Source organism: Lignipirellula cremea, assembly GCF_056501455.1.
The window spans coordinates 2,213,117-2,234,374 of sequence record NZ_CM151415.1; the positions used below are offsets into that span (position 1 = coordinate 2,213,117).

The following is a 21,258-nucleotide window of genomic DNA, read 5'->3' on the forward strand; positions in this document are numbered from 1 at the left end:
GCAGCGATAGCCTGCGCTTGGGTCGCCGGACGACGTAGGCCGCCCCCGGAATCCCGCCCGGATCGCGGAACGCCTCGGACCACAGGAACCTGGGCCGAAGCTCAATCGAATGACCGCGCCCGTAAATTCCGGAAGTCGAGGTTCGTCGTCGGGTCGTGGGCCTGAAGCTGGATCGTACCTCGCTCGGTGCGCATGCCCTTTCGCGGGTTCGCGTCGGCGGGACGTTCGTCCGTCCAGTCGGTGACCTGCAATCCGTCGACCCAGACCGCGATCCGGGGACCCTCCGCGACGATGGTCTTGTAGAGCCACGCCTCGTCATCGGCCGGCACCCACCGGGCATCGACGCGGCGGAAGATGCCGCCCGTGCCGCAATCGACGGGCCGCGAGCGGTCGCCTTCCTTCACGGCGTTGTGAATCTGGCTCTCGTAGCCGTTCATCTCCTCGCCGGGGATGCAGCGAAAGAAGATGCCGGAGTTGAGCGCCGGGGCGTTGGTGCGGGCCTCCGCCTGCAAGACGAAGTCGCCGTACGCTTCCCGGCTTTCGATCCGCCCCTTGCCCCCCTCGACGTGCAACTCGCCCGCCTCGGTCAGTTCGAACTTCGCGGGGCCGTCGAACGTCTGCCAGCTCTCGTCCAGTTCGCCTCCCTGTCCAGCAACAGGGAGCATCGGCGTCAGTCCGAGCGGCTTCAGGCGAATGTTGCGGTAGGCGACCTCGCCCGAATTGTGCTGCAGCGCGACGCTGCCGGGCGGCAGAGGCTCGGGCGCTTCGTATTCGCTGGCGAGATTCCCGTTGAGGTAGACCGCGACGCGGCCCCCTTCGACCGAAATTCGATAGGCGTTCCACTGATCCGCCGGCGCGTCGACGGGACCCTCCGCCTTCACTCGCTGCACGATCGATCCGGTCGGGAAGGGATTGTCGGCCGGCGCGATGTTGATTTCGTACGCTTCGGTCGCCGGATTCGAGCGGAAGTCCCGCACGTGCAGAAAGACGCCCGCGTTCGTTTCCGCCGGCGCTTTCCATTCGAGTTCCAGTTCGTAGTCGGCGAACGGAACGGTCGTGCAGAGCAGACCGGCAGGCCCGTCGCTGACCACGATCGCGCCCTGGTCGACTCGCCAGTCGCAGTCGGCGATCGTCTCCCAGCCGAACAACGTCTCTCCGTCGAAGAGCGAGATCCAGCCTTCCTGCAGCAGGTCTTCCGGCAAGGTGATCGGATCGGTCAGCGGTCCGGCGGGAAACCTCTTCGGCCCCGTTTCCCTGGCGTTCGCCGCTTCCGCGGAAGGGGCGCCGGCCTCCTTCGCTCCGGCGTCTTCCGCCGTCAGCGTCGATGTCGCCGTCGACTGAGCAGACTCGGGCGAAGGCGTCGCTGCAGGAGCGGTTCCGGCACCCGGCTTCAGGGGCGGGGTCTGGCTGCAGCCGGCGATCGCGACGGCGAAGACGAGCGTCAGAACCGAGCCGCGAAGAGATCGCAGATCGGAGAGCATGGAAGCGAACATGCGAGGCGTTCGGAAGGCGGGCGGAGACGAGAGACCGCGAGCCTCAGCATACCGTTCGCGAGCCTCGCCGCCGAGAAGCGGGGCTTGCTCGCTTCGCACGAACGATCGCCTTCGTACGAGACACGGAGGGCTCACGCCCTCCGCTCGCCTGTGAGATGGGATCCTGTTACCGCCCCAGCAGTTCGAACGACTCGAGGACCTTGTCGCGGTGGCGGCTGCCGAAGACGAGGATCACGAGCTGCGTCATGATCTGGCGCTCGTCGGAGGTGAGGAAGGCTTCGCCGCCGCCCGCCTGGGCGATGCTGGCGAACTCGTCGAGCGGGCTCTCCCTGCGGCAGGTGACCGTGCTGACGATCCCCTTCTGCCGCACGTGAAACGCCGAGGCGACGCTCACCGCCGTGTCGACGTTCTCGCGGTGGGGCGGCGCGTCGCCGAAGAGCAGGATCACCTTCCGCGAGCCCTGCCGGAAGTCGTTGTTCTCGACCGCCCACTGCAGACCCTTTTCCACGGCTTCGGGGATGTCGCCGCCGCCGTTGGCGTCGATGCCGGCCAGATACCGTTTGATCTCGTCAACGTCGCTCGTCAGGGGGAGCCCCTTGACGTCGTAGCCGTCGTGAAGCGAATCGTCGCGATAGGTGCAGATGCTGATCCGCGTCTTGGGGATGAGCTTCATGAGAGCTTCGCCGATCCGTTCGACCTGGCTCTTCACCTCGTCGATTTCGCCCCCCATGCTGGAGGTGCTGTCGAAGACGATGACGATGTCGAGGCCGTCGCGACGAAGCTGCTGGACCAGCCCTTCCCAGCCGCCGCTCCCGCCGCCGCCGCCGCCGCCGCCGGTCGCGGAGCCGCCCATGCCGGCGCTGAAGCCGGTTCCGCCGCCGCTCCCCCCCGCGCTGAGCGTCGCGGTCGTGGGGCTCACCTCGAAGGCCGTGTCGGCGGAGACCGCCTCGACGGGCGCGATTTCCAGTTCCATCTCGGCCGAATCTTCCGCCGTGCTCTCCAGCGCCCCTTCGGCGGTGAACTCCATCCCGCCGGCGGAGTCGGACAGACCCGACCCGGGCAGCGATCCGATCAGCACGTCGTCGCCTTCGCCCGGCAGACCGTCGCCGCCGAACGAGAGGAGCCCGATCATCAGCACGACCGTCAGATGGAAGACGAGCGAGCCCATTCCCGAAATCGTGTTGTCGAAGAGCGTCCGCCAGTGGAGCCGGCGGTCGTCGAGTTCCTCGTCCGTCAGCACCACCGGCGCGCCGCAATGAGGGCACTGCACCCCCTCCGCGGCGAACTCCCGGGACTGGTGGAACAGGCGCTGACAGGTCGGGCAGACGATTTCCACGATACGTTCCGTTCGGCAGGGCCCCTGCGAAATCAGCCGCTGGCGACGGATTCCGGTACCTCGATTCTTTCCTTCGGGATCGGCATGTCAAGCGAAACCGCTTAGCGGGAGCCGTAAGGGCGTTACGACCGATTCTGCGGATCGCGACTTTCCGTTCTCGCTGGCTTGGGGCGCTCCAGACATTAGAATCGGTGCCGTCCCTATTTTCCCGCCTGCCTTGACTCGCCTCTTCTGGAGATTCGCCTCATGACGACCGCCCGTTGGACTTCTCGCTTCCTCCTGCTCCTCGCCGCGACGCTGGCGCCGGCGACCTGCCTGCGGGCGGAGGTCAAGCTGCCCGCGTTCTTCTCGGATCACATGGTCCTGCAGCGGGACGTTTCGCTCCCCGTCTGGGGCTGGGCGAAGCCGGGGACGAAGGTCGTCGTCGAACTTGCCAGCACCGACGGAAAAGGGGCGAAAGTCGAAAGCCAGGTCGGCGCCGCGACGGAAGGCCAGACCGAATCCCGCTGGGAAGTCGCTCTCCCGGCTCAGTCGGCGGGCGGTCCGCACGTGCTGAAGGTGACCGTCGGCGAAGAGGTCCGCGAGATTCAGGACGTCCTCGTGGGCGAAGTCTGGATCTGCTCCGGTCAGTCCAACATGGAATGGACCGTGAATCGCAGCGCGGGCGGACCGGAAGAGGCCGCCGCGGCGAACGATCCGATGCTCCGCCACTTCAAGGTGGCGCTGACCACGGCGACCGAGCCGAAGACGGACGTCTCCGGCGCCTGGACCGTCGCTTCGCCGGAGACCGTCGGAAACTGGACCGCGGCCGGCTACTGGTTCGCGAAGGAACTGCGGAAGGAACTCGGCGTCCCCGTCGGCCTGATCAACACCAGTTGGGGCGGCACCCGCGTCGAGGCCTGGACCAGCCGCAACGCGCTGAACGAGATCGCCGACCCGGGCGTCGTCGAACTGCTGAAGTGGTGGGACGACCGGACCGATCGTTTCGACGCGGCTGCCGAACAGGCCCGCTACGATCAGCAACTGCAAGACTGGGCCGTGAAGGCGGAAGAGGCGAAGAACGCGGGTCAGCCCGAACCGAGAAAGCCCCAGCCCCCCTACGATCCGTCGCGCGACCAGCATCGCCCGGCCTCGCTCTACAACGCGATGGTCGCGCCGCTCGTGCCGTTCGCCGCGCGCGGCTTCCTGTGGTACCAGGGCGAATCGAACGTCGGCCGCGCGGTCCAGTACCGCACGCTCTTCCCGGCGATGATCTCGAACTGGCGAGCGGACTGGAAGGACGAGAAACCCTTCTACTTCGTGCAGCTCGCCCCCTTCCTGTACGGCGGGCAGGATCCGGAACTGCTGGCCGAACTGTGGGAGGCGCAGACCCTCACGACCAAGGCGCTGCCGAAGGTCGGCCAGGCGGTCATCACCGACATCGGCGACCTGAAGGACATTCATCCCACGAACAAGGCCGAGGTCGGTCGGCGGCTGGCGCTGCTCGCCCTCGCGCACGACTACGGCAAGGACGTTCCCTTCTCCGGCCCCGCCTATCGCGAAGCGAAGGTCGAAGGCTCCGCCATCCGCGTCTCCTTCGATCACGCCGAGGGGCTGACGTCTCGCACGGGCGAGCCCCTCGATCACTTCCAAGTCGCAGGCGAAGACGGCAAGTTCGTCGCCGCCCAGGCGAAGATCGACGGCAGCGACGTGGTCGTCTCGTCGCCCGAGGTCGCTCAGCCGAAGTACGTCCGCTTCGGGTGGACCAACGTCGCGGAACCGAACCTGGCGAACGGCGCCGGCCTCCCCGCGTCGCCCTTCCGGACCGACGATCTTCCGGCGAAGACTGCCGGCAAGTTCACGCCGTAGGCGGCGAGAGAGAATCTCCTTCGGGTGGCACTGGCTCCGCCAGTGTTGCCTTGGCAAGAGGTTGAAAAATTTGGACGGCTCGCTTCCAGTTCGACACTGGCAGAGCCAGTGCCACCCGAGAGCAGCAGGGGTAGCTGGTTGCAATCGACGGCCTATTTAATTAAGGTCGTTAACTAATAGACTTCTTCTCGACGAAGGAACCTCTCCCATGCTTCGTCCGGCTGCTCTCGTTTTCCGGCTGACGCTTGGCGCAAGCCTGACGCTCGGCGTTCCGCTGTTCGCCCAGCGACCGCCTGCCGCGCCGGCGGATCCGCCCGCGACCGGTAGGGCCGGCGAGTGGAAGCCGGTCGAGGGCAAGCCCATGACGAAATGGGCGGCGGAGGTCTCGCCGGAGAACCCGCTGCCGGAGTACCCGCGACCCCAACTGGTTCGCGACGAGTGGCTGAACCTGAACGGCCTGTGGGACTACCGCATCGAGAAGCTGCCGACGGCGAACGACGGCGCTCAAGCCGAGCCCGTTCGCTCCGGCAAGATCCTCGTTCCCTTCCCCCTTGAATCGGCGCTCTCCGGCGTGGGCGGCAAGCTGCTGCCGGACGAGAAGCTGATCTACGAGCGAGAGTTCGAGATTTCCTTCACCGGGATCACGGATCCGACGACTGGCCGTCCGCTTTCTGGCCGTCGCGTGCGCCTGCACTTCGGCGCGGTCGACTGGAAGTGCAGCGTCTACCTCGATGACGAACTGCTCGGGACGCATGGCGGCGGCTTCGACCCGTTTCTTTTCGACATCCACGTCGACGCCTTCGGCATCGACGTGGAACCGGGACCCAGCCCGTACGGAACCCCGGTGTCGAAGAAGCGTCGCCTCCGCGTCGAAGTCTGGGATCCGTCCGACGCCGGTCATCAGCCGGTCGGCAAGCAGTCGCTGAATCCGCACGGCATCTGGTATACCGCCGTCTCAGGCATCTGGCAGACGGTCTGGATCGAGCCGCTGCCCAGCGTTTCGATCGACAGCCTCGACGTCGTGACGAAGCCGGCGGACGACGGGTCGTGGATCGCGACGATCACGCCGAAGCTTTCCGGAAACTCGCCGGAGGGCTGGGCGGTGGAGGTCGAGGCGACGGGCGCCACGCTTCACGAGCGAGAGAGCGCCACGTTCGAGCCAGGAGCCCTGAAGGCCAGCGCCGCCGCCGGTCAGCCGATCGTGCTGACGTTCGACGAACCGAAGCTCTGGTCGCCCGACGAGCCGTGGCTCTACGAATTCGAGGCTCGCGTGATCCCCGCTCGCGGTCAGGAAGCGAACGCCGCTCCGAAGTTGCAGCCTGTCGATACGGTGAAGAGCTACCTCGGACTGCGCGAGATCAAGCTCGCCATGGCCGAAGACGGGCACCGCCGCATGTTCCTGAACGGCAAGCCGCTGTTTCAGTTCGGCCCGCTCGATCAGGGATGGTGGCCGGACGGGCTCTACACCGCGCCGACCGACGAGGCGCTGGCGTTCGACGTCGAAATCACCAAGAAGCTCGGCTTCAACATGGCCCGCAAGCATGTCAAGGTCGAGCCCGCGCGGTGGTACTGGCACTGCGACCGGCTGGGCCTGCTGGTCTGGCAGGACATGCCCAGCGGCGACAAGCGGATCAATCCCGAACAGCCCGACATCACGCGCAGCGCCCAGAGCGAACTGGCCTTCCGCCGCGAATGGAAGCGAATCATCGACGCGCTCGACAGTCATCCGTCGATCGTCGTGTGGGTTCCCTTCAACGAAGGCTGGGGGCAGTTCAAGACGAACGAGATCCTCGCCTGGACGAAGAGCCTCGACCCGACGCGGATCGTCGACGGACCGAGCGGCTGGGCCGACCGGGGCGAAGGCGACATGATCGACATGCACAACTACCCCGGTCCCGGCATGTTCGACGAACCGGAGGGCCGAGCCACCGTGCTGGGCGAGTTCGGCGGGCTCGGTCTGCCCGTCGCGGGACATCTGTGGGTGGAACAGAACAACTGGGGCTACCGCACCTACAAGACGCCGCAGGAACTGGAAGAGAACTATCGCCGCGTGATCGGCGGCCTGCGACCGCTGATCGCCCGCGGGCTCGCCGCCGCGGTCTATACCCAGACGACCGACGTGGAGATCGAGGTCAACGGCCTGCTTACCTACGACCGCGCGGTCGTGAAGCTGCCCGAGAACATCCGCGAACTGCATCAGACGCTGTACGAGGCTCCGCCGAAGATCAGCGAGGTTCTGCCGACCTCGGAGAAGACGCCCCGCACGTGGAGCTACTCCTTCGACGAAGCCGCGCCGGAAGGCTGGCAGACGCAGGCCGCGAGCGGCGAATGGAAACAGGGCCCCGGAGGCTTCGGCACCGAAGCGACCCCGAACGCCGTCGTCCGCACGACCTGGGACGGTCCGCAGGTCCGCATCCGGCAGGAGTTCGAGTTGTCGGAGGTACCCGCCGGTCGTCTCGCCGTGCGTATGTTCCATGACGAGGACGCGACCGTCTGGCTGAACGGCAAGCAGATCCTGTCGGTCGCCGACTACACCGACGGCTACCGCACGTTCTCCACCGAAGTCAGGGCGAAGGACGTTCTGAAGCAGGGGAAGAACATCCTGGCCATCGAGTGCAAGCAGACCCGCGGCGGCCAGTTCATCGACGCCGGGATCGTGGTGATCGGCGAGTAAGCGAGCGAAGCGGTGTTCGTCGTGTGCCATGGCTGGCTTGTCCAGCCGTGCGCCTCGGGCGCCGGCGATCCAGTCGAACGAATTCGGCGCGAGGTCATGCGTCGTTGAAAGCGTACCGGACGTGTACGAACGCGTCCCCGCCTCGGCACGGCTGGACAAGCCAGCCATGGCACACCGGACCGCTCCGTCCTTTCGAGAGCGAGCGGCGATTCGCTATCGGCCGCGTCCCAGGGGCCTCCGACAAGCTGCGTCCGCGCTGGCTAAGACAACCAGCGCCACCCAGGGGCGAGAGATCGTGCATGCACCCGGCTTTCGATTGCTCTGAGCGGTCTCCTTCGGCAGAATGATCGAACGGCTTGCGAGGTAGACTTCGCTCGCAAGCCGCGCCTTCGTTCTCTCGCCGATCGACCTTTCCCATGCACGTCGCCCGCCTCGCGCTTGCGCTCGCCGTCGCGACGACTGTCGCCGCCTTGTCGGCGACGCAGGCGTTCGCCCAGACGCAGGTCGCCGTCGATAAGCGGGGACAGTTCGAGGGGAAGGTCCGCTCGGTCGGGCCAGGCAGGCTGGTGGTGATGACCGAGAAGGAGGGCGAGGTCGTCTTCCGGATCCAGGGGAAGAACGACCGAGGCATCGCGCTCGCCGGCGGGGCGGGCATCGTCAACGAAGCGGCCGTCGTGAAGGTCGCGGGCGAGATTCCCGAGGCCGACGTGCCGGTCGGCGCGGTGATTCGCTTCGAGGGCGCCATGAACCGGGCCGGCGCCTTCGAGCAGGAACTGGCATCGTTCGAGCTGCTCGACGATCAGGGAACCCAGGCGGCGGTCGAGATCCTCGCGCCCGCGCCCGAGCCGACCGGCTACGCGAAGGTTCGCGTCACCGCGCCGATCGTTCGACGCCGCAACGGGCGACTCTACTTTCAATTGCCGCAGAACGAGGCGACGCGGAAGTCCCTCGTCTTCGTCGCCCCGGCGGAGAACGCGACGGCCTCGCTGACGAGCGAAGATTATCAGCGGGCGACGCCCGGCTCCCAGGCGTCGATCCGCGCGATCCATCTGAACACGGGCGACTGGATCGCGATCGAAGCGACGATCGAACTGGCGACCGAGACGGCTGGCTCGACCATCGGCGCGGGCGTCGACGAGCAGCTCGTGGCGAAGTTTCGGAATCTCTCGGACGAGCCGAGCCCGCCGCGCGACGTCCGGTCGCAGTTCTTCCTGCTCCATACGGATCTCTCCGACCGCGAATCGCAGATTCTGCTGGCCAAGCTCGAACGGATGGTGCGACTGGTCAGCGCCTACTTCGGGAAGCCGCCTGCTCAGCCGATCGAGTGCTACGTCGTCCGCGACCTGTCGCAGTGGCCCGTCGAGGAGATGGATCCCTTCGGCGTGCAGCAGATCGCCGACGGCGCGGGCGTCACCCGCAGCGCCCGGCTGGGAAACCAGCGCATGGCGATCGTCTACGCCTGCGACGACCATGGCGTCGTGCAGCACGAGGCGATGCACGCCTATTGCAGCCTGACGTACGGCTCGACCGGGCCGACGTGGCTCTCCGAAGGGGTCGCCGAACTGGGCAACTACTGGAAGGAGGGACGCCTGGACGTGCAGGTCGATCCGGTCGTGATTACCTACCTGCAGGGCGTGCAGCCCAAGAAGCAGATGCTGGAGATCGTCGCGCCGGGCCAGACGACCGGCGACTCCTGGCAGAACTATTCCTGGCGCTGGGCGCTCTGCCATCTGCTGGCCAACAACCCGAACTACGGCGATCGGTTTCGCGCGCTGGCGCTCGGCCTGATGGAGCAGCGGGAAGGGGTCAGCTTCGAAGCCGTCTACGGACCCGTCGCGCCGCAGATTTCGTTCGAATACGAACTGTTCCTGCAGCAGCTCGACAACGGCTATCGCGCGGATCTCTGCGCCTGGGAGTGGAACGGGAAGTTCAAGCAACTGGCGCTCGATCGCCGCCTGTCGGCCAAGATCCAGGCCAAGCGGGGGTGGCAGGCGTCGGGCCTGCGGGTCGAGAAGGGCGTCTCCTATGACGTCGCCGCGGTCGGCCAGTGGACCGCCGGGACGGGCGCCGAGCCAGTGACGGCCGACGGCGACCCGCAGGGGGCGGGTCGACTGGTGGGAGCGTTCTACGACCAGTTCGCGCTCTCGGAAGAGATCGACCTGGGCGCCAAGGCGACCTTCGTCGCGCCTGCGGACGGCGACCTGTTCCTCCGGTCGAACAACGCCTGGAACCGCATCGCTGAGCATGAAGGCGAAATCGAGGTCTACCTTCGTCGCACGCCCGCCCCGGCGCCCGCGGCTGAGAAGTCGGCGTTCGAGCTGGAATAAAGGCGCTAGGCGATCTCTCCCGTAGGGCAGGCGCCCCGCCTGCCGCCGCCTCGGCAACCAAGTTCCGCGCGGCAGTCAAAGACATCCCTCAAAGGCATACGATGGCCCATCAGCGAGAGCTTGATAGCTCCATCATCATGCGCCTCCAGGAGACTGCGCGAATCACGCCGGAGGCCTCTCTGCTGGTAGACGAGTTAAAGCAGATCCTGCAACGAGATTTTCACACGCTGGACGTTCTCAGGTACCTTATGGCCGCGTTCGATCTGAAACTGCTCGACGCAAGAATGGTCGAGCGACTGAAACTCCTTGGGGGAGCCTTCGGAGACGCCGAGGTCGATGATGCCTTACGTCCATTGATTACGGCGGCAGTCGCGAAAGGGGAAAGCTCTGCTGGTTGAGAACCTGGTTGCCGCTGCCGTGGCAGGCGGGGCGCGTGCCCTACGAGATTCACGACACGATCAACGACCTCGCATGACGCTCGACCTTTCGACCGAACTTCCGCTGGTCGACCTGGACGCTTACTTCGAGCGGATCGGGTACGACGGGTCGCGAAAGCCGACGCCGGCGACGCTGGAAGGGATCGTGCTGCATCATGTCCGTTCGATCCCGTTCGAGAACCTGAATTCGCTGCTCGGGCAGCCGGTCCGGATCGATCTGCCGTCGATCCAGGCGAAGCTCGTCTTCGATCGCCGCGGCGGATACTGCTACGAGCAGAACCTGCTGTTGCTGCACGTCCTATGGCTGCTCGGCTACCGGGCGAACGGGCTAGCCGCGCGGGTCCTGTGGGGGCAGCCCGACGGAGCGCTGCCGCCCCGCTCGCACATGCTGCTGCGGGTCGAGATGGCAGGCAGGCCGTTCGTGGTCGACGTCGGTTTCGGCGGCATGACGCCGACGGCGCCTCTGCTGTTGCAGGCGGGCGTCGACCAGGCGACCCCGCACGAAGCCTTCCGCCTGGTCGCGCGGGGCGCCGAGTTCGAGTTGCAAACCTACCTCGGCGAGAATTGGGCGAAGGTCTATCGCTTCGATCTGCAGGAACAGGCGCCCGGCGACTACGCGGCGGCGAACTGGTGGGTCTCTACGCACCCCGATTCGCTCTTCACGCAGAACCTGTTCGTCTCCCGCGTCGACGACGGCAAGCGGATCGTCTGCCTGAACGGCGACGTCGCCTTCCATCGTCCCGGCCAACCTTCAGAGAAGCAGGAGCTTCGCGAGTTGCCTAAGCTCCGCGAGTTTCTGGAGCGGGAGATTCGTCTCCCCCTCGCGGGTCTCGACCGCTTCGACGACGTCGTGACGCCCGTCCTCGGGAAGCGACCATGGTAGTGCGCTCTGATTGGCCGTCGAAGGGCTGCTCGAGTCCATCGGTCGAGGTAGGCGCCGGTAATGTCGAACCCCTATGAACCGCCTCAGGCGAACCCTCCGGCGCTGCCCTCAAGAGCGCGACGGAATTTCGTCAGTTTTCACGGTTTGCTCTACCTGCTCTTCGTGTCGGCCTTTCTGACGGCACTAGCGATCATGCTCGTGGCCCTGGTCGCCTTCGTCGCCCATCGTCTCGGTGGAACGTAGTACGGCCGAGGCCAACACTACGAAGAGACTTGCTCACGCTCCCACGCGATGCGTCGGCACCGGGCGACCGGGGCGGAAGCGCTGCATCCGGTCGATGGAGCATTCGAGGCCGAGTTTCGCGGCGAACTCCTCCGTCGCTTCGCGGACGACCCGTTCCAGATCCTCAGGCGCCGTCGCCACGCGGGCGTTCACGATCAGATCGGCCTGGGAGACGGCGACGCCCGACGCGTGCGAGAGTTCCGCCGTGCCGTCGGACGAGACGAGGTTCGCCATCGCGTAGGCGTCGCCCCCCTGCCCCAGCGCCTTCAAGTGCGCGGGCTCGGCGGAGATCTCGGCCAGACGCCTGCCGAGCAGACTCACGAGTTCGACGATCGCTTCGTCGAGGGCGAACGTCCCTTCGTGTTTCGCGGCTCCCACTATGCAGTTGAGCCAGCCGAGTTCGGCTTCGCCCTCGGCGTAGATGTCGTAGTCGACGTCCATCATCTTCGCGTGGTCCGCCGCCGGCTTGGCGAGCGCCTCGACCAACGCGTCGAAGCCTTCGCCCGTGCGAGCGCTGTAAAGCAGCGACGGCTTGTCCGGGTAGCGGCGACCGAGCAGTTCGATCAGCTCCCGGCGCTGGTCGTCGTCGAGCTTGTCGATCTTGTTCACGACGATCAGGTCGGCCTCTTCGATCTGCTTCAGGAAGATATAAGCCGCCTTGGGCGAGAAGCCGACGCCCTTCTCGCCGCGGAGGATCTTCAAGCCATGCTCGGGCTTCACCAGCGTCGCCAGCGGACTGACTTCGTAGGAGTCGCCGTAGAATCGTTTGAGCGGCTCGATGACCGTCGCGATCAGATCGGTGCAGCTTCCCACCGGCTCGGCGATGATGATCTCCGGCGCCGTCGCCTTGGTCAACTTCGCCGCGGCGTCGACCAGGTCGTTAAACTTGCAACAGAAGCAGGCGCCGGGAACTTCGCCGACGTCGAAACCTTCCGCCGCAAGCGCGCCCGTGTCGACCAGATCGTGGGCCTGATCGTTGGTGACGATCGCGACCCGCTTCCCTTCGTGCACGAAATGCTTCGCCAGCCGCGCGATGGTCGTCGTCTTTCCGGCGCCGAGGAATCCGCCGATCATGACGAAGCGAACGCGGGGGGAAGACATGGCTCTGAATCCTGCAGCGGAACCCTGGCGGAAAGCGTCCGAGCAGGGACGACCTCCCCATCGAACGCGATCCGTCAGTATATGCTGACGATCGTGCGAATGTCCCAGCGACAGCTCTTGTAGGGCAGGCGCCCCGCCTGCCACGATCCGGGTTTACGCTGAGATGGCAGGCGGGGCGCCTGCCCTACGGGAACACCTTCATCGCTTAGACGACCCGCTCAGGAACCGAAGTTGAACCGGGAGCCCCTTCGTAAACTCGCTCTGGAACTGGCTGCGGAGGCGCACGACGTTCTGCCGGAAGGGCTTCCCGTCGCCCCGGCGGAACACGATGCGAACGTTCGCCAGGCGGTCGAGCGGTCGCTGGCGGACGGTTTCTGGGCGAAGTACGACGGCCCGAGAGGGAGGGATCTGGAAGGAGCGCTCGCGGAACGCTTCGGACACCGACGCGCCCGGACGTGCTGTTCCGGGACGTTCGCTGTGGAACTGGCGCTGCGGGCCCTGCTGCTCGAACCGGGAAACGAGGTCCTGCTCGCCGGTTACGACTATCCGGGAAACTTCCGCGCGATCGAGGCGGTCGCCGCGACGCCCGTGCTGGTCGACGTCGAGCCCGGAACGTTTCGCCTGTCGATCGAGAAGCTGGAAGCGGCCCGGTCGGATCGCACGCGGGCGGCGATCGTCTCGCACCTGCATGGCGACGCGGCAGACGGCGCATCCATAAGAGCGTGGGCGGACCGCAGCGGCGTCGTGATGCTCGAAGATTTCTGCCAGGCGCTCGGCGCCGAGGCGAACGGGCGCGCGATCGGCAGCTTCGGCCATCTCTCGGTCGTCAGCTTCGGCGGCTCGAAGACGTTGACCGCCGGTCGCGGCGGAGCCGTCCTCGTTTCCGACGAGACGTTCGCCCAGCGGATGACCATCTTCGCCGACCGCGGCAACGACGCGTATCCCCTCTCGGAATTGCAGGCCGCGGCCCTGCTGCCGCAACTGGCGACGCTCGACGAACTGAACCGCCGACGGCGTGCGAGCATCGAACGTCTGTCCGCTTCGCTTGCGGTCGGCAATAGAACGCTCCGTTGCACGAAGTCTTCGCCTGCGGTTACCCCCGCGTTCTATAAGTGGGGCCTGCTGCTGGCTGACGACGTCGTGGACCTTCGCGAAGACGCGCTCCGATGCCTGGAAGCGGCTCGACTGCCGGCGGGCGAAGGCTTTCGCGGATTCGCGCGACGGGCCGGTCGACGATCGCGCGTGTCGGGCGACCTGACCGAATCCGAACGAGCCGCGCGGAACTCGATCGTGATTCATCACACGGCGCTGACGACAGGCGAAGACGTACTTGCGTTCTACGCGTCGGCGCTGGCACGCTTGGCGCAGGCGCTGGAAGCGTCGAAATAGACAGGTCGCCTCTCTTGTTCGCTCGCCTTCATAGATGACGAGTGTGTGCCACGGCTGGCTTGTCCAGCCGTGCAGAATGGGGCCGCAGCAAGCACGGCTGGACAAGCCAGCCGTGGCACACGAACCATCTCATCAAGCTTCGCTGTCGATCGACGAGATACCGAATGAAAGCGCTGCTCAGCAACGACGACGGAATCGAGGCTGCGGGCTTGGCCGCGCTGGCGGAAGCGGTCGCGCCTTTCTTCGACGAGGTCGTCGTCGTCGCGCCGCACAAGTGCTGGTCCGGCTGCGGTCATCAGACGACGACCGGTTCGCCCATCGACATTCGGGAGGTAAGGCCCAACTGGTGGGTCGCGCAGGGGACGCCGGCGGATTGCGTGCGGCTGGCCCTGCTGCACCTGGCGCCGGACGCCGACTGGGTCTTCTCCGGAATCAATCACGGAGGCAACTTAGGCGTCGACGTGCATATGTCGGGCACCGTCGCAGCCGCGCGTGAGGGTTCGCTCTTCGGGCGACCCGCTGCCGCGTTCTCGCACTACCTGAAGCGGGAGCGCACGATCGACTGGGCGTTCGCTTCGCAGATGGTAAGCGCTGTCTTGGCGACGATCCTGAAGGAGCCGCCGGCAGAGGGCTTCCTCAACGTCAACCTGCCGCACATCGATAGCGAGAACGGCCCGCCCCAGATTCGCGAATCACCCCTTGCGAAGGAGCAGTTCCGCTTTCGCATCGAAGCGAGCGACGGCGCCCTGCTGATCGGGACCGATTATCACGCCCGGCCGCGCGGGGCGGGATCGGACGTCGATACGTGCTTCGGCGGGGCGATCAGCCTCACACGACTGCCTGGCTGAGCCGAAGGGCGACGGTAATCGATCGACCTGTCGACGACTTCCTGAAGATCGAGCGGAGCAGCCCTGGCAAGTTGCCTGGAGCTCTCGAACGGAGCCGAACTCCGGACGACGTGGATCTGCTCTCCACGTTGGGTCACACGTTGCGTGACGTCCGAGTCATCTACCGCTGATCAAGAGCCGATCGCTCTGCCGCAGCAGCCGATCGCCATGCCGGGACGATCGCTCCTGACGCTCAGGAAGCGTTACGTTCCGGGAACGGGAGCGTCGCGATGCGACGACCGAGCGGTCCGGCGAGCGCCGTCGCTTCGACCTCGAACGTTTCGCCGGCGGCATCCTGGAAGTCTTCCAGTTCGCCGCGGAGGACCCGATAGCCGTCGGGGGCGTGGATGCCGATCGAGACCCGGTTCTTGTTGATCCGGTTGATGGTGACGATCACGTCGTCGCCGATGCGGATGGTTTCGCCGGCCTTGCGACTGAGAACGAGCATTAGATCTTCCCTGATTCGTTCGTAGAGTGAGAGGAGGTCGTTGACGGTAGAGAACTGTTTGCAACCCCTATGCCGATTTCGCGGCGCCGACCCGATTCTTTCGAGGCTTGAGAGAAAACAACCGAATCTCGCGAAAATCGTTAACGGCTGTCGCAAAATGCTGCACATCGGACCCCGCGTTTCCGTATCGCCTGGCCGATGCAACGCAAGCGCTGTCTCGATTTGCGACAACTGTCTCAGCTTTGGATGGGCCGCGAACGACCACTGAACGCCCGGAGTCCGATCATCCGGTCGCGCTGCATCCACCTAGGCCGGAGGCGAATCGCGACAACCCGGCGCCCCGCTCTATTTTCTTGAGAAGGTCCTGCACCTTTCCGATCGTAGGGACGATAAGAGCCGACGAATCCGACTTCTCGTCGCTCCCGGTCGTCCGATGCTTTCCTGGCTCTACTATCCCGTTCGCTCGCTCGCGGCTCCCTTCTGGGAAGACGCCGGCGCGCATTACGCGGCGCTGGGGGCCGCGATGGGAGCCGTCCTGGGGATCGTCCCCAAAGACAACCTGACGTCGCTGCTGCTGGCGACGCTGCTGCTTACGCTGCGGGTGAACCTGGCTACCGCGGGAGCCTCCGCCCTGCTCTTCGCCTGGATCGGCTGGCTCTGCGACGGACAGCTGGACCTGCTGGGCGCCGCCCTGCTGGAACACGAGCGGACGTATCCGCTCTGGAACGCCTTCTTCGCGCTCCCCTGGGCGGGCTGGACCCGGCTCGATAACACGATCGTCGCCGGATCGCTGCTGGCCGGACTCGCCGCCGCCTGCCCCGTTTACGTCGCCGTGAGATTGATTCATCGCTGGACCGCCGCGCCGGTGGATCGGGCGCTGCGCAGCCGGGCGTGGGTCCGCGAGGCGCTAGGACCCGAATTCATCGGACGGGGCATCGCCGCGCCCGGAACCCTTGCGTCAGGCGGCCGCGAATGATTCGCTGGAGCTACCTCCTTCCGCGAATCGGCGTCGGCGTCGTCCTCGGCGGCGCGGTCCTCTTCGGCACGGGCCCCGCCCTGCGGTCGTTCGTCTGTACCTCGCTCCGCCAGGGGCTGGGCGTCGACGCCCAGGTCGATCGCGTTCGATTCGACCTCGCCGCCGGAGCCTTCGTGGCGGAGAACGTCCGCCTGGCATCGCCTTCGTCGAAGGACGCCGTCTTCGTCATCCCGCAGGCGACGCTCGATCTCGACGGCGCGGCGCTGACTCGCCGGCGCTTCGTGGTGGATGAAATCTCCGCGACGGGCGTGGAGGCTTCCGCCGACGAAATCCTGGCCTCGATCGGCCGTACGCGAATCGACCTGGCCCCGCCCCCGTTCGCGGCGCGGGATCTGGCCGAGGCGCTGACGAGCGTGGAACTCGACGTCGAGACGCTCCTCCGCGAATCGTCCACCTACGTGACCGGCGAGCGGATCGTCGAGGAATGGGAGACCCGGCTCGAACTGCTCAAGCGTCGGGCGAAGCTGCTCGAAGCACGCGTCGCCCTGCTGGAGAAGGAGTCGTCCGAGCTTCGGGCCAACCCGCTCCGGGCCGTCGATCGGTTGGCGGCGATCGCCAAAGAACTGGAGAGCATCCGGACGGAATCGGACACGCTCGTCAAGGAACTGAAGGGTCTGCCCAAGCAGATCGAGGCCGATCGCCTGCGACTTCGCGGGGCGAAGAACGCCGATCTGGCGAAGCTCCGCGCGATTCCCGAAGCGATCAAGACCGAGCCGCGGCAGATCGCGGAAAGCCTTATCGGCGAGGATCGGCTGGAGACGGCCAAGCTCGCTTACCGCTGGGCGATCGCCATTCGCGAACTCGCGAACCCTGAGCTCGAACCGCAACGGGCGGAGGGGCGTAACGTCTTCTTCCCGTCGCTGTCCGGCGAACCCGATCTGCTGGTGCGGCGATTCGCGTGCGACGGCACGATGCAATCGGGCGACGACCGGTATCCGTTCGCCCTCGTCTGCACGAACTGGACGCCCCAGCCTCGCCGCATGACCGAGCCGCTGGTCATCGACTTCTACGTCGAAAAGCCGCTGCCGACGCGGGTCCAGGCGGTCATCGACCGCACGACCGACCGCCCCCGGGATACGCTGCTGGTCGAGGTCCGTTCGACGCAGCCCGTCCGCTTCGAACTAGGCAAGGAAACGGCCTGGGCGCTGGCCGCGTCGGCCCAGCAGGTCATCTGCACCGTCCACGCCGAAATCGTCGACGATCGGATCGAAGGCACGGCCGTCCTGCGGCATCAGGGAGTAGCCCTCGACCCGGTGGGCGAAAGCTCGCAGCGCAGCGAACTGGTCGCCGCGATCGGCGAAGCGGTATCGACGATCGACGCCTTCGACGTCGCCGTTCGCTTCGAGGGAGAGCGCGAGTCGCCGAAGTTCGAGTTCGCGACCGACCTCGCCGACCGCCTGGCGCCTGCGTTCGAGAAGGTCGCGACCGAGCGTCTGGCCCGACGCCGCGTTCAGCTCGAATCGCAGCTCGCCGGGTCGTTCGACGCGATCGAACAGCGGGTCCTCGAACGGGTGAAGCAGCGCAACGGGGAACTGGCTGCCGCGGTTCCGAAGCTCCCCTCGCTGGCGGAGCTCGAACGGACGGTCGTCGATCGCATCAGCCCGAAACTGAACCTGCCCCGCGAAGCGCTGAAGCTGCCCAACCTGCTCCGGCGGTAAGTTGCCGGTCGAATGGCGAGCGTAAGCGATCGGCTTGTAGGGCTGGCGCCCTCGCCTGCCATTGCGGCGGGTACCAGCTTCGTGGCAGGCGAGGGCGCCAGCCCTACGGAACGCTACCTGACTGCGGCGCCGGAAAATTCGAGGCCGGTGACAGGCGCTGGGGGCTTCTGCTCCTGAAGCGTCTCGGTCGGAACGAGCCCTGCCCCGGTCGGCTGAAGACCGTCAGACTGCGGCTCGAAATCCCCCGCCTGAAGCTGGAGACCGGGCGGCGTCGGTTCGACCTCGGCCAGCCCGGCAGGGTTCCCCGCTTCCTGCTGGATCGGTTCGTCCGCCTCCGACGGCGGCAGCTCCCGCGGCGGGTTTTCCGATCGCGGATTGGCGCTCACATCCGCGGAATACCAGTTAATCGGTTGCGATTCGTCGGCTGCGACGTTCGCGCTAGCCGGCAGGACGTTAGAGGCGACCGCGGGAAGCTCAGGCGGCGTCGCCATCGCGCCGGGGAACGTCGCGACGGGAGCCGCTGCGACGGGGCCGATCGGCTTGCCCATGTCTGCCGCGTCGATCGGCACGGACGAAATCAGCACCGCGCCGGCAGGCAGCGGAGGCCGCGTCTCGCCCAGGGTTCGTACGATGGCGGTCGACGCCGTCGACGTCGCAGCGCTCGCGGCGACGGGATCGCTGGGAGCCGCCGGAGCGTCGACCAGCATCTTCGCGATGCGTTCGGCGGGAAGCGACGGATCGCTGACGTACAGGGCGTAGTTCGCGATGGCGAGGTTGTAGTCACGTACCGCGGCGAGGAACGCGATCCGCGCGTCCCTGCAGCGATCGAAGGCCGCAAGGTACTGCTCGATCGTTACGCCGGCGGCGTTGCGGGCCTCGGCGGCATGAGCGGCCGCTTCGCCTCGCGCGGCGGCGATCTCGCCCGTTTCCGCGATCAACTGGTCGAGGTCGATCGCGTCCCGCGGCGGTCGACGGGAACTGTAGATGCCCAGGATCTTCGTGTCGTACGGCCCGATGAACGGTCGGTCGGCAGGAAGCGGAAGGGGCGATCCGAGCGCCGATCCGTGACGCGCGGCGAGCTCTTCCCGCTGGCGGCGAAGTTCCATGCGAGCCTCGGCGACGCGCGCCCGGGCGGCGGCGACGGCGCTCCGCTTCAACGGCGAGTCGGGCGCCGGACTGTTTTGCAGCGTCGAAAACTCTTCCTCCGCGAACCGCACGTCGAGCAGCGCAACCGCGGCCTTCCAGTACTCCTGAACGGCTTCCGTCCGACGGGATCGCGACGACGACTTCTGCACCAGGTCGACCAGGCTCAGCGGCGAACCGTCGGCAGCGACCGACGCAGGGAGCGAATAGGCCCAGCCGAGCTGCGAAGAACCGGCTTCGAACGCCCTGCGAGAAAGCGGGGTCGGGGGAACGTAGGCGGGTTCCTGTCGAACGGACGGAGCCGCGTCGTTGTTCAGTTTCTCCAGCGTCGGAGCCATCGACGCGGCAGGCGCCGAGCCGGGACGCGAAGTCGACGGCAGCGCGGAGGGCGGAAACGTCGACGGCGGAAGGACGGGCGCCGAAGCCGCAGGCGGTATACCGCCCACGCCTGACCCGCCCACGCCTGACCCGCCCACGCCTGAACCGCTCGGGCCGATACCTCCGCCCAGAGAGCCGCCGCCGAAGTCGTTCATCCCCCGCGTACTGCCCGGCAAGGAACCAGCCGGCGGCGTCGAGCCAGGCGGGAACGTGCCGCCGCCCGGAGGCATCGTCGGCGAAGCATTCGACGGCCCGACGCTCGGCGAACCGCCGCCCGGCGAACCGCCGCCGACGCCGGGGGAACCGAATGAAGAGCCAGCAGCGCCCGAGCCGCCGAGTCCCGGCGAACTGCCGCCGACAACGGAGCCGCCGGACGGGGACGTTCCGATGCCCGGGCCCGCGACGCCGGGGCTCACGGCGCCGGAGGCGGGCGACCCGGACTGTCCGACGCGCGGAGCGTTCGCGCCCGAAGGCGTGCTGGCGGGACGTGCGGCGGCGGGAGTTCCTCCGCCCAGGAGCGACGAAGGGGGAGCGCTTCCGGTCGATGTTCCGGCGGAAGGTCGCGTCGCGGAGGAACCCGCCGACCCTGTCGATCCCGAACCGGCGCCAGGTGCCGCCGCGACGCGGGGCGTGCTGAAGCTACTGGGGGCGGAGGGACTCGTCGCGGCAGGAGCGCTGGCGCGGCTGCTCGCCCCGAAGCTGGGGGGAGCGGAGGCGGAGTTCGGTCCCGCGCCCGATCCGGCAGGCGGCATCGTAGGAACCGTCGACTCGCCAGCGGGCTGGAAGTCGGACCCGCCCCCGAAGGACGACGAAGCGGGCGGACCGGACGAGGGCTCGAACGAACCGCCGGAGCCGACCTGACCGAGAACCGCACACAGCAAAAGGGCGTACATCCCTGTACCTCCGCGTCCGAAAGACGACGGTCCGACAGGCGCTTCCTGCGCGCGAACCGACGCGACGACCAGCGTGGCCGAAAGCGTCAGGCGAAGTCAATAAGAGTTCGGAACGGCGAGCTTTTCCGGATCACTCAGACGCAGGCTCGTTTTCGCGTTCTCGTCGAACGCGTTCAACGACTGCGAGGCACTCGGCGAGGCCCATGCTGAACGCGTCCCGAAGAACTACGCTTGCCTCGAAAGCGTTGTCGCTAACCGTCAGTACGGCACGACAGACTTCTTCCGCTGACTTCCCGGATCGAGCCAGCGTCATGCCTCGGATTTGGCTTTCCGAGTAGGAATACTCGCCGTCGCTTACGGCCATTCGGCGAAGCCGCGGCGGCGGTAGACGCTGTAGCGTTCGAGCGCGCTCTGGATGATGGGATGCGCGGCCCGGGAATCGAGCAGGTCGTCGACCTCGACGCTCTTTCCTTCCAGGATCTTGTAGTCCTGGAAGAACCGCCGGAGCATCTGCATGCGGTGGATCGGCAGCTCCGACCCTTCCATGTAGCTGTTGTACGCCGGGTCGTGGACCGCGACGGCGACGATCTTATGGTCCTTCTTGCCGGAGTCGACCATCGTCATCAGGCCGATGGCCCGTGCGGTGATCAGCGTCAGCGGAGCTACCGGCTCCTGACACAGGACCAGCACGTCGAGCGGATCGTCGTCTTCCGCCAGCGTCTGCGGGATGAAGCCGTAATTCGCCGGATAGTGAACCGACGAATAGAGCATCCGGTCGACCTTGAGCAGGCCGGTCCGCTTGTCGAGTTCGTACTTGATCGAGGAACCGGTCGGGATCTCGATCACGCACGTGAACTCGTGCGGGAGCTTTTCCCCGGGGATGACGTCGTGCCAGGCGTGAGTCATGCGTCAGGTCGAATGAAAGATGCAGGAACGCCCGGTTTCGCCGGGAAACGACATCGTAGCAAATGCGCAGGCTACCCAGACTACCCTCCGGCAGGATCTGCCGGCGAGCCGATCACTTCGCTCGGACGAACCGCTCGAC

General features: G+C 66.6%; 16 protein-coding genes. 10 read left to right on the plus strand and 6 right to left on the minus strand.

The window, feature by feature from the left end; genetic code table 11:
* Nucleotides 1-101 precede the first annotated feature (101 nt).
* Both SH602x_RS08565 and SH602x_RS08570 read right to left on the minus strand, forming a co-directional pair.
* Nucleotides 102-1,493: a 3-keto-disaccharide hydrolase gene (locus SH602x_RS08565; protein ID WP_479476389.1), complete on the minus strand. Its 1,392-nt coding sequence runs from the start codon at nucleotides 1,491-1,493 to the stop codon at nucleotides 102-104.
* A gap of 166 nt (nucleotides 1,494-1,659) precedes the next feature.
* The gene (locus tag SH602x_RS08570) at nucleotides 1,660-2,829 is read right to left on the minus strand and encodes a vWA domain-containing protein (RefSeq protein WP_479476390.1); all 1,170 of its coding nucleotides are present in this window, start codon (nucleotides 2,827-2,829) and stop codon (nucleotides 1,660-1,662) included.
* Between the two features lie 246 nt (nucleotides 2,830-3,075).
* Between SH602x_RS08570 and SH602x_RS08575 the strand changes: the two genes are divergently transcribed.
* From SH602x_RS08575 to SH602x_RS08595, 5 genes are all read left to right on the plus strand, one after another.
* Complete coding sequence (locus SH602x_RS08575; RefSeq protein WP_479476391.1) at nucleotides 3,076-4,677, plus strand: sialate O-acetylesterase; 1,602 nt, start codon at nucleotides 3,076-3,078, stop codon at nucleotides 4,675-4,677.
* Between the two features lie 208 nt (nucleotides 4,678-4,885).
* Nucleotides 4,886-7,351, plus strand: a complete 2,466-nt coding sequence (locus SH602x_RS08580; RefSeq protein ID WP_479476392.1) for a glycoside hydrolase family 2 protein — start codon at nucleotides 4,886-4,888, stop codon at nucleotides 7,349-7,351.
* A 416-nt stretch (nucleotides 7,352-7,767) separates the two neighbouring features.
* Entirely contained in the window at nucleotides 7,768-9,678 is a 1,911-nt protein-coding gene (locus tag SH602x_RS08585) for a hypothetical protein (protein WP_479476393.1), read from the plus strand.
* A 101-nt stretch (nucleotides 9,679-9,779) separates the two neighbouring features.
* On the plus strand, nucleotides 9,780-10,076 hold the full coding sequence (locus SH602x_RS08590; protein WP_479476394.1) for a hypothetical protein: 297 nt from the start codon (nucleotides 9,780-9,782) through the stop codon (nucleotides 10,074-10,076).
* Between the two features lie 73 nt (nucleotides 10,077-10,149).
* Nucleotides 10,150-10,998 (plus strand): arylamine N-acetyltransferase family protein, encoded by an 849-nt coding sequence (locus SH602x_RS08595; protein WP_479476395.1) that lies wholly within the window; start codon nucleotides 10,150-10,152, stop codon nucleotides 10,996-10,998.
* Nucleotides 10,999-11,274: 276 nt separating this feature from the next.
* On the opposite strand, the gene SH602x_RS08600 is transcribed toward SH602x_RS08595, so the two are convergent.
* Nucleotides 11,275-12,381 (minus strand): GTP-binding protein, encoded by a 1,107-nt coding sequence (locus tag SH602x_RS08600; protein WP_479476396.1) that lies wholly within the window; start codon nucleotides 12,379-12,381, stop codon nucleotides 11,275-11,277.
* Between the two features lie 231 nt (nucleotides 12,382-12,612).
* Here SH602x_RS08600 and SH602x_RS08605 point away from each other — a divergent pair, with 231 nt between their 5' ends.
* The gene (locus SH602x_RS08605; protein WP_479476397.1) at nucleotides 12,613-13,770 is read left to right on the plus strand and encodes a DegT/DnrJ/EryC1/StrS family aminotransferase; all 1,158 of its coding nucleotides are present in this window, start codon (nucleotides 12,613-12,615) and stop codon (nucleotides 13,768-13,770) included.
* 164 nt (nucleotides 13,771-13,934) lie between these two features.
* Nucleotides 13,935-14,618, plus strand: coding sequence for a 5'/3'-nucleotidase SurE (gene surE / locus SH602x_RS08610; protein WP_479476398.1), 684 nt, complete (start codon nucleotides 13,935-13,937; stop codon nucleotides 14,616-14,618).
* A gap of 232 nt (nucleotides 14,619-14,850) precedes the next feature.
* On the opposite strand, the gene SH602x_RS08615 is transcribed toward surE, so the two are convergent.
* Nucleotides 14,851-15,105 carry a carbon storage regulator gene (locus tag SH602x_RS08615; protein WP_479469001.1) on the minus strand — a complete coding sequence of 85 codons (255 nt, stop codon included), beginning with the start codon at nucleotides 15,103-15,105 and terminating at the stop codon, nucleotides 14,851-14,853.
* 433 nt (nucleotides 15,106-15,538) lie between these two features.
* Here SH602x_RS08615 and SH602x_RS08620 point away from each other — a divergent pair, with 433 nt between their 5' ends.
* Nucleotides 15,539-16,081 carry a TIGR03546 family protein gene (locus SH602x_RS08620; RefSeq protein WP_479476399.1) on the plus strand — a complete coding sequence of 181 codons (543 nt, stop codon included), beginning with the start codon at nucleotides 15,539-15,541 and terminating at the stop codon, nucleotides 16,079-16,081.
* Entirely contained in the window at nucleotides 16,078-17,799 is a 1,722-nt protein-coding gene (locus SH602x_RS08625) for a hypothetical protein (RefSeq protein WP_479476400.1), read from the plus strand. Before SH602x_RS08620 ends, SH602x_RS08625 begins: the two co-directional genes overlap by 4 nt.
* A gap of 113 nt (nucleotides 17,800-17,912) precedes the next feature.
* Here the strand turns inward: SH602x_RS08625 and SH602x_RS08630 are convergent, their stop codons facing one another.
* Nucleotides 17,913-19,280 (minus strand): hypothetical protein, encoded by a 1,368-nt coding sequence (locus tag SH602x_RS08630; RefSeq protein ID WP_479476401.1) that lies wholly within the window; start codon nucleotides 19,278-19,280, stop codon nucleotides 17,913-17,915.
* Here SH602x_RS08630 and SH602x_RS08635 point away from each other — a divergent pair.
* On the plus strand, nucleotides 19,252-20,181 hold the full coding sequence (locus SH602x_RS08635) for a hypothetical protein (protein ID WP_479476402.1): 930 nt from the start codon (nucleotides 19,252-19,254) through the stop codon (nucleotides 20,179-20,181). The two genes, SH602x_RS08630 and SH602x_RS08635, sit on opposite strands and share 29 nt — an antisense overlap.
* A 386-nt stretch (nucleotides 20,182-20,567) precedes the next feature.
* Here SH602x_RS08635 and SH602x_RS08640 read toward each other — a convergent pair whose 3' ends face one another.
* The gene (locus SH602x_RS08640) at nucleotides 20,568-21,119 is read right to left on the minus strand and encodes an inorganic diphosphatase (RefSeq protein ID WP_479469006.1); all 552 of its coding nucleotides are present in this window, start codon (nucleotides 21,117-21,119) and stop codon (nucleotides 20,568-20,570) included.
* Nucleotides 21,120-21,258 lie beyond the last annotated feature (139 nt).

What these genes read in the sequence shown, in the direction of transcription:
- SH602x_RS08565 (WP_479476389.1), bottom strand. Translation starts at nt 1,493, where the DNA reads ATGTTCGCTTCCATGCTCTCCGATCTGCGATCTCTTCGCGGCTCGGTT.
- SH602x_RS08600 (WP_479476396.1), bottom strand. Translation starts at nt 12,381, where the DNA reads ATGTCTTCCCCCCGCGTTCGCTTCGTCATGATCGGCGGATTCCTCGGC.
- SH602x_RS08620 (WP_479476399.1), top strand. Translation starts at nt 15,539, where the DNA reads ATGCTTTCCTGGCTCTACTATCCCGTTCGCTCGCTCGCGGCTCCCTTC.
- SH602x_RS08590 (WP_479476394.1), top strand. Translation starts at nt 9,780, where the DNA reads ATGGCCCATCAGCGAGAGCTTGATAGCTCCATCATCATGCGCCTCCAG.
- SH602x_RS08630 (WP_479476401.1), bottom strand. Translation starts at nt 19,280, where the DNA reads ATGGCTCCGACGCTGGAGAAACTGAACAACGACGCGGCTCCGTCCGTT.
- SH602x_RS08625 (WP_479476400.1), top strand. Translation starts at nt 16,078, where the DNA reads ATGATTCGCTGGAGCTACCTCCTTCCGCGAATCGGCGTCGGCGTCGTC.
- SH602x_RS08580 (WP_479476392.1), top strand. Translation starts at nt 4,886, where the DNA reads ATGCTTCGTCCGGCTGCTCTCGTTTTCCGGCTGACGCTTGGCGCAAGC.
- SH602x_RS08595 (WP_479476395.1), top strand. Translation starts at nt 10,150, where the DNA reads ATGACGCTCGACCTTTCGACCGAACTTCCGCTGGTCGACCTGGACGCT.
- SH602x_RS08585 (WP_479476393.1), top strand. Translation starts at nt 7,768, where the DNA reads ATGCACGTCGCCCGCCTCGCGCTTGCGCTCGCCGTCGCGACGACTGTC.
- surE (WP_479476398.1), top strand. Translation starts at nt 13,935, where the DNA reads ATGAAAGCGCTGCTCAGCAACGACGACGGAATCGAGGCTGCGGGCTTG.
- SH602x_RS08575 (WP_479476391.1), top strand. Translation starts at nt 3,076, where the DNA reads ATGACGACCGCCCGTTGGACTTCTCGCTTCCTCCTGCTCCTCGCCGCG.
- SH602x_RS08640 (WP_479469006.1), bottom strand. Translation starts at nt 21,119, where the DNA reads ATGACTCACGCCTGGCACGACGTCATCCCCGGGGAAAAGCTCCCGCAC.
- SH602x_RS08615 (WP_479469001.1), bottom strand. Translation starts at nt 15,105, where the DNA reads ATGCTCGTTCTCAGTCGCAAGGCCGGCGAAACCATCCGCATCGGCGAC.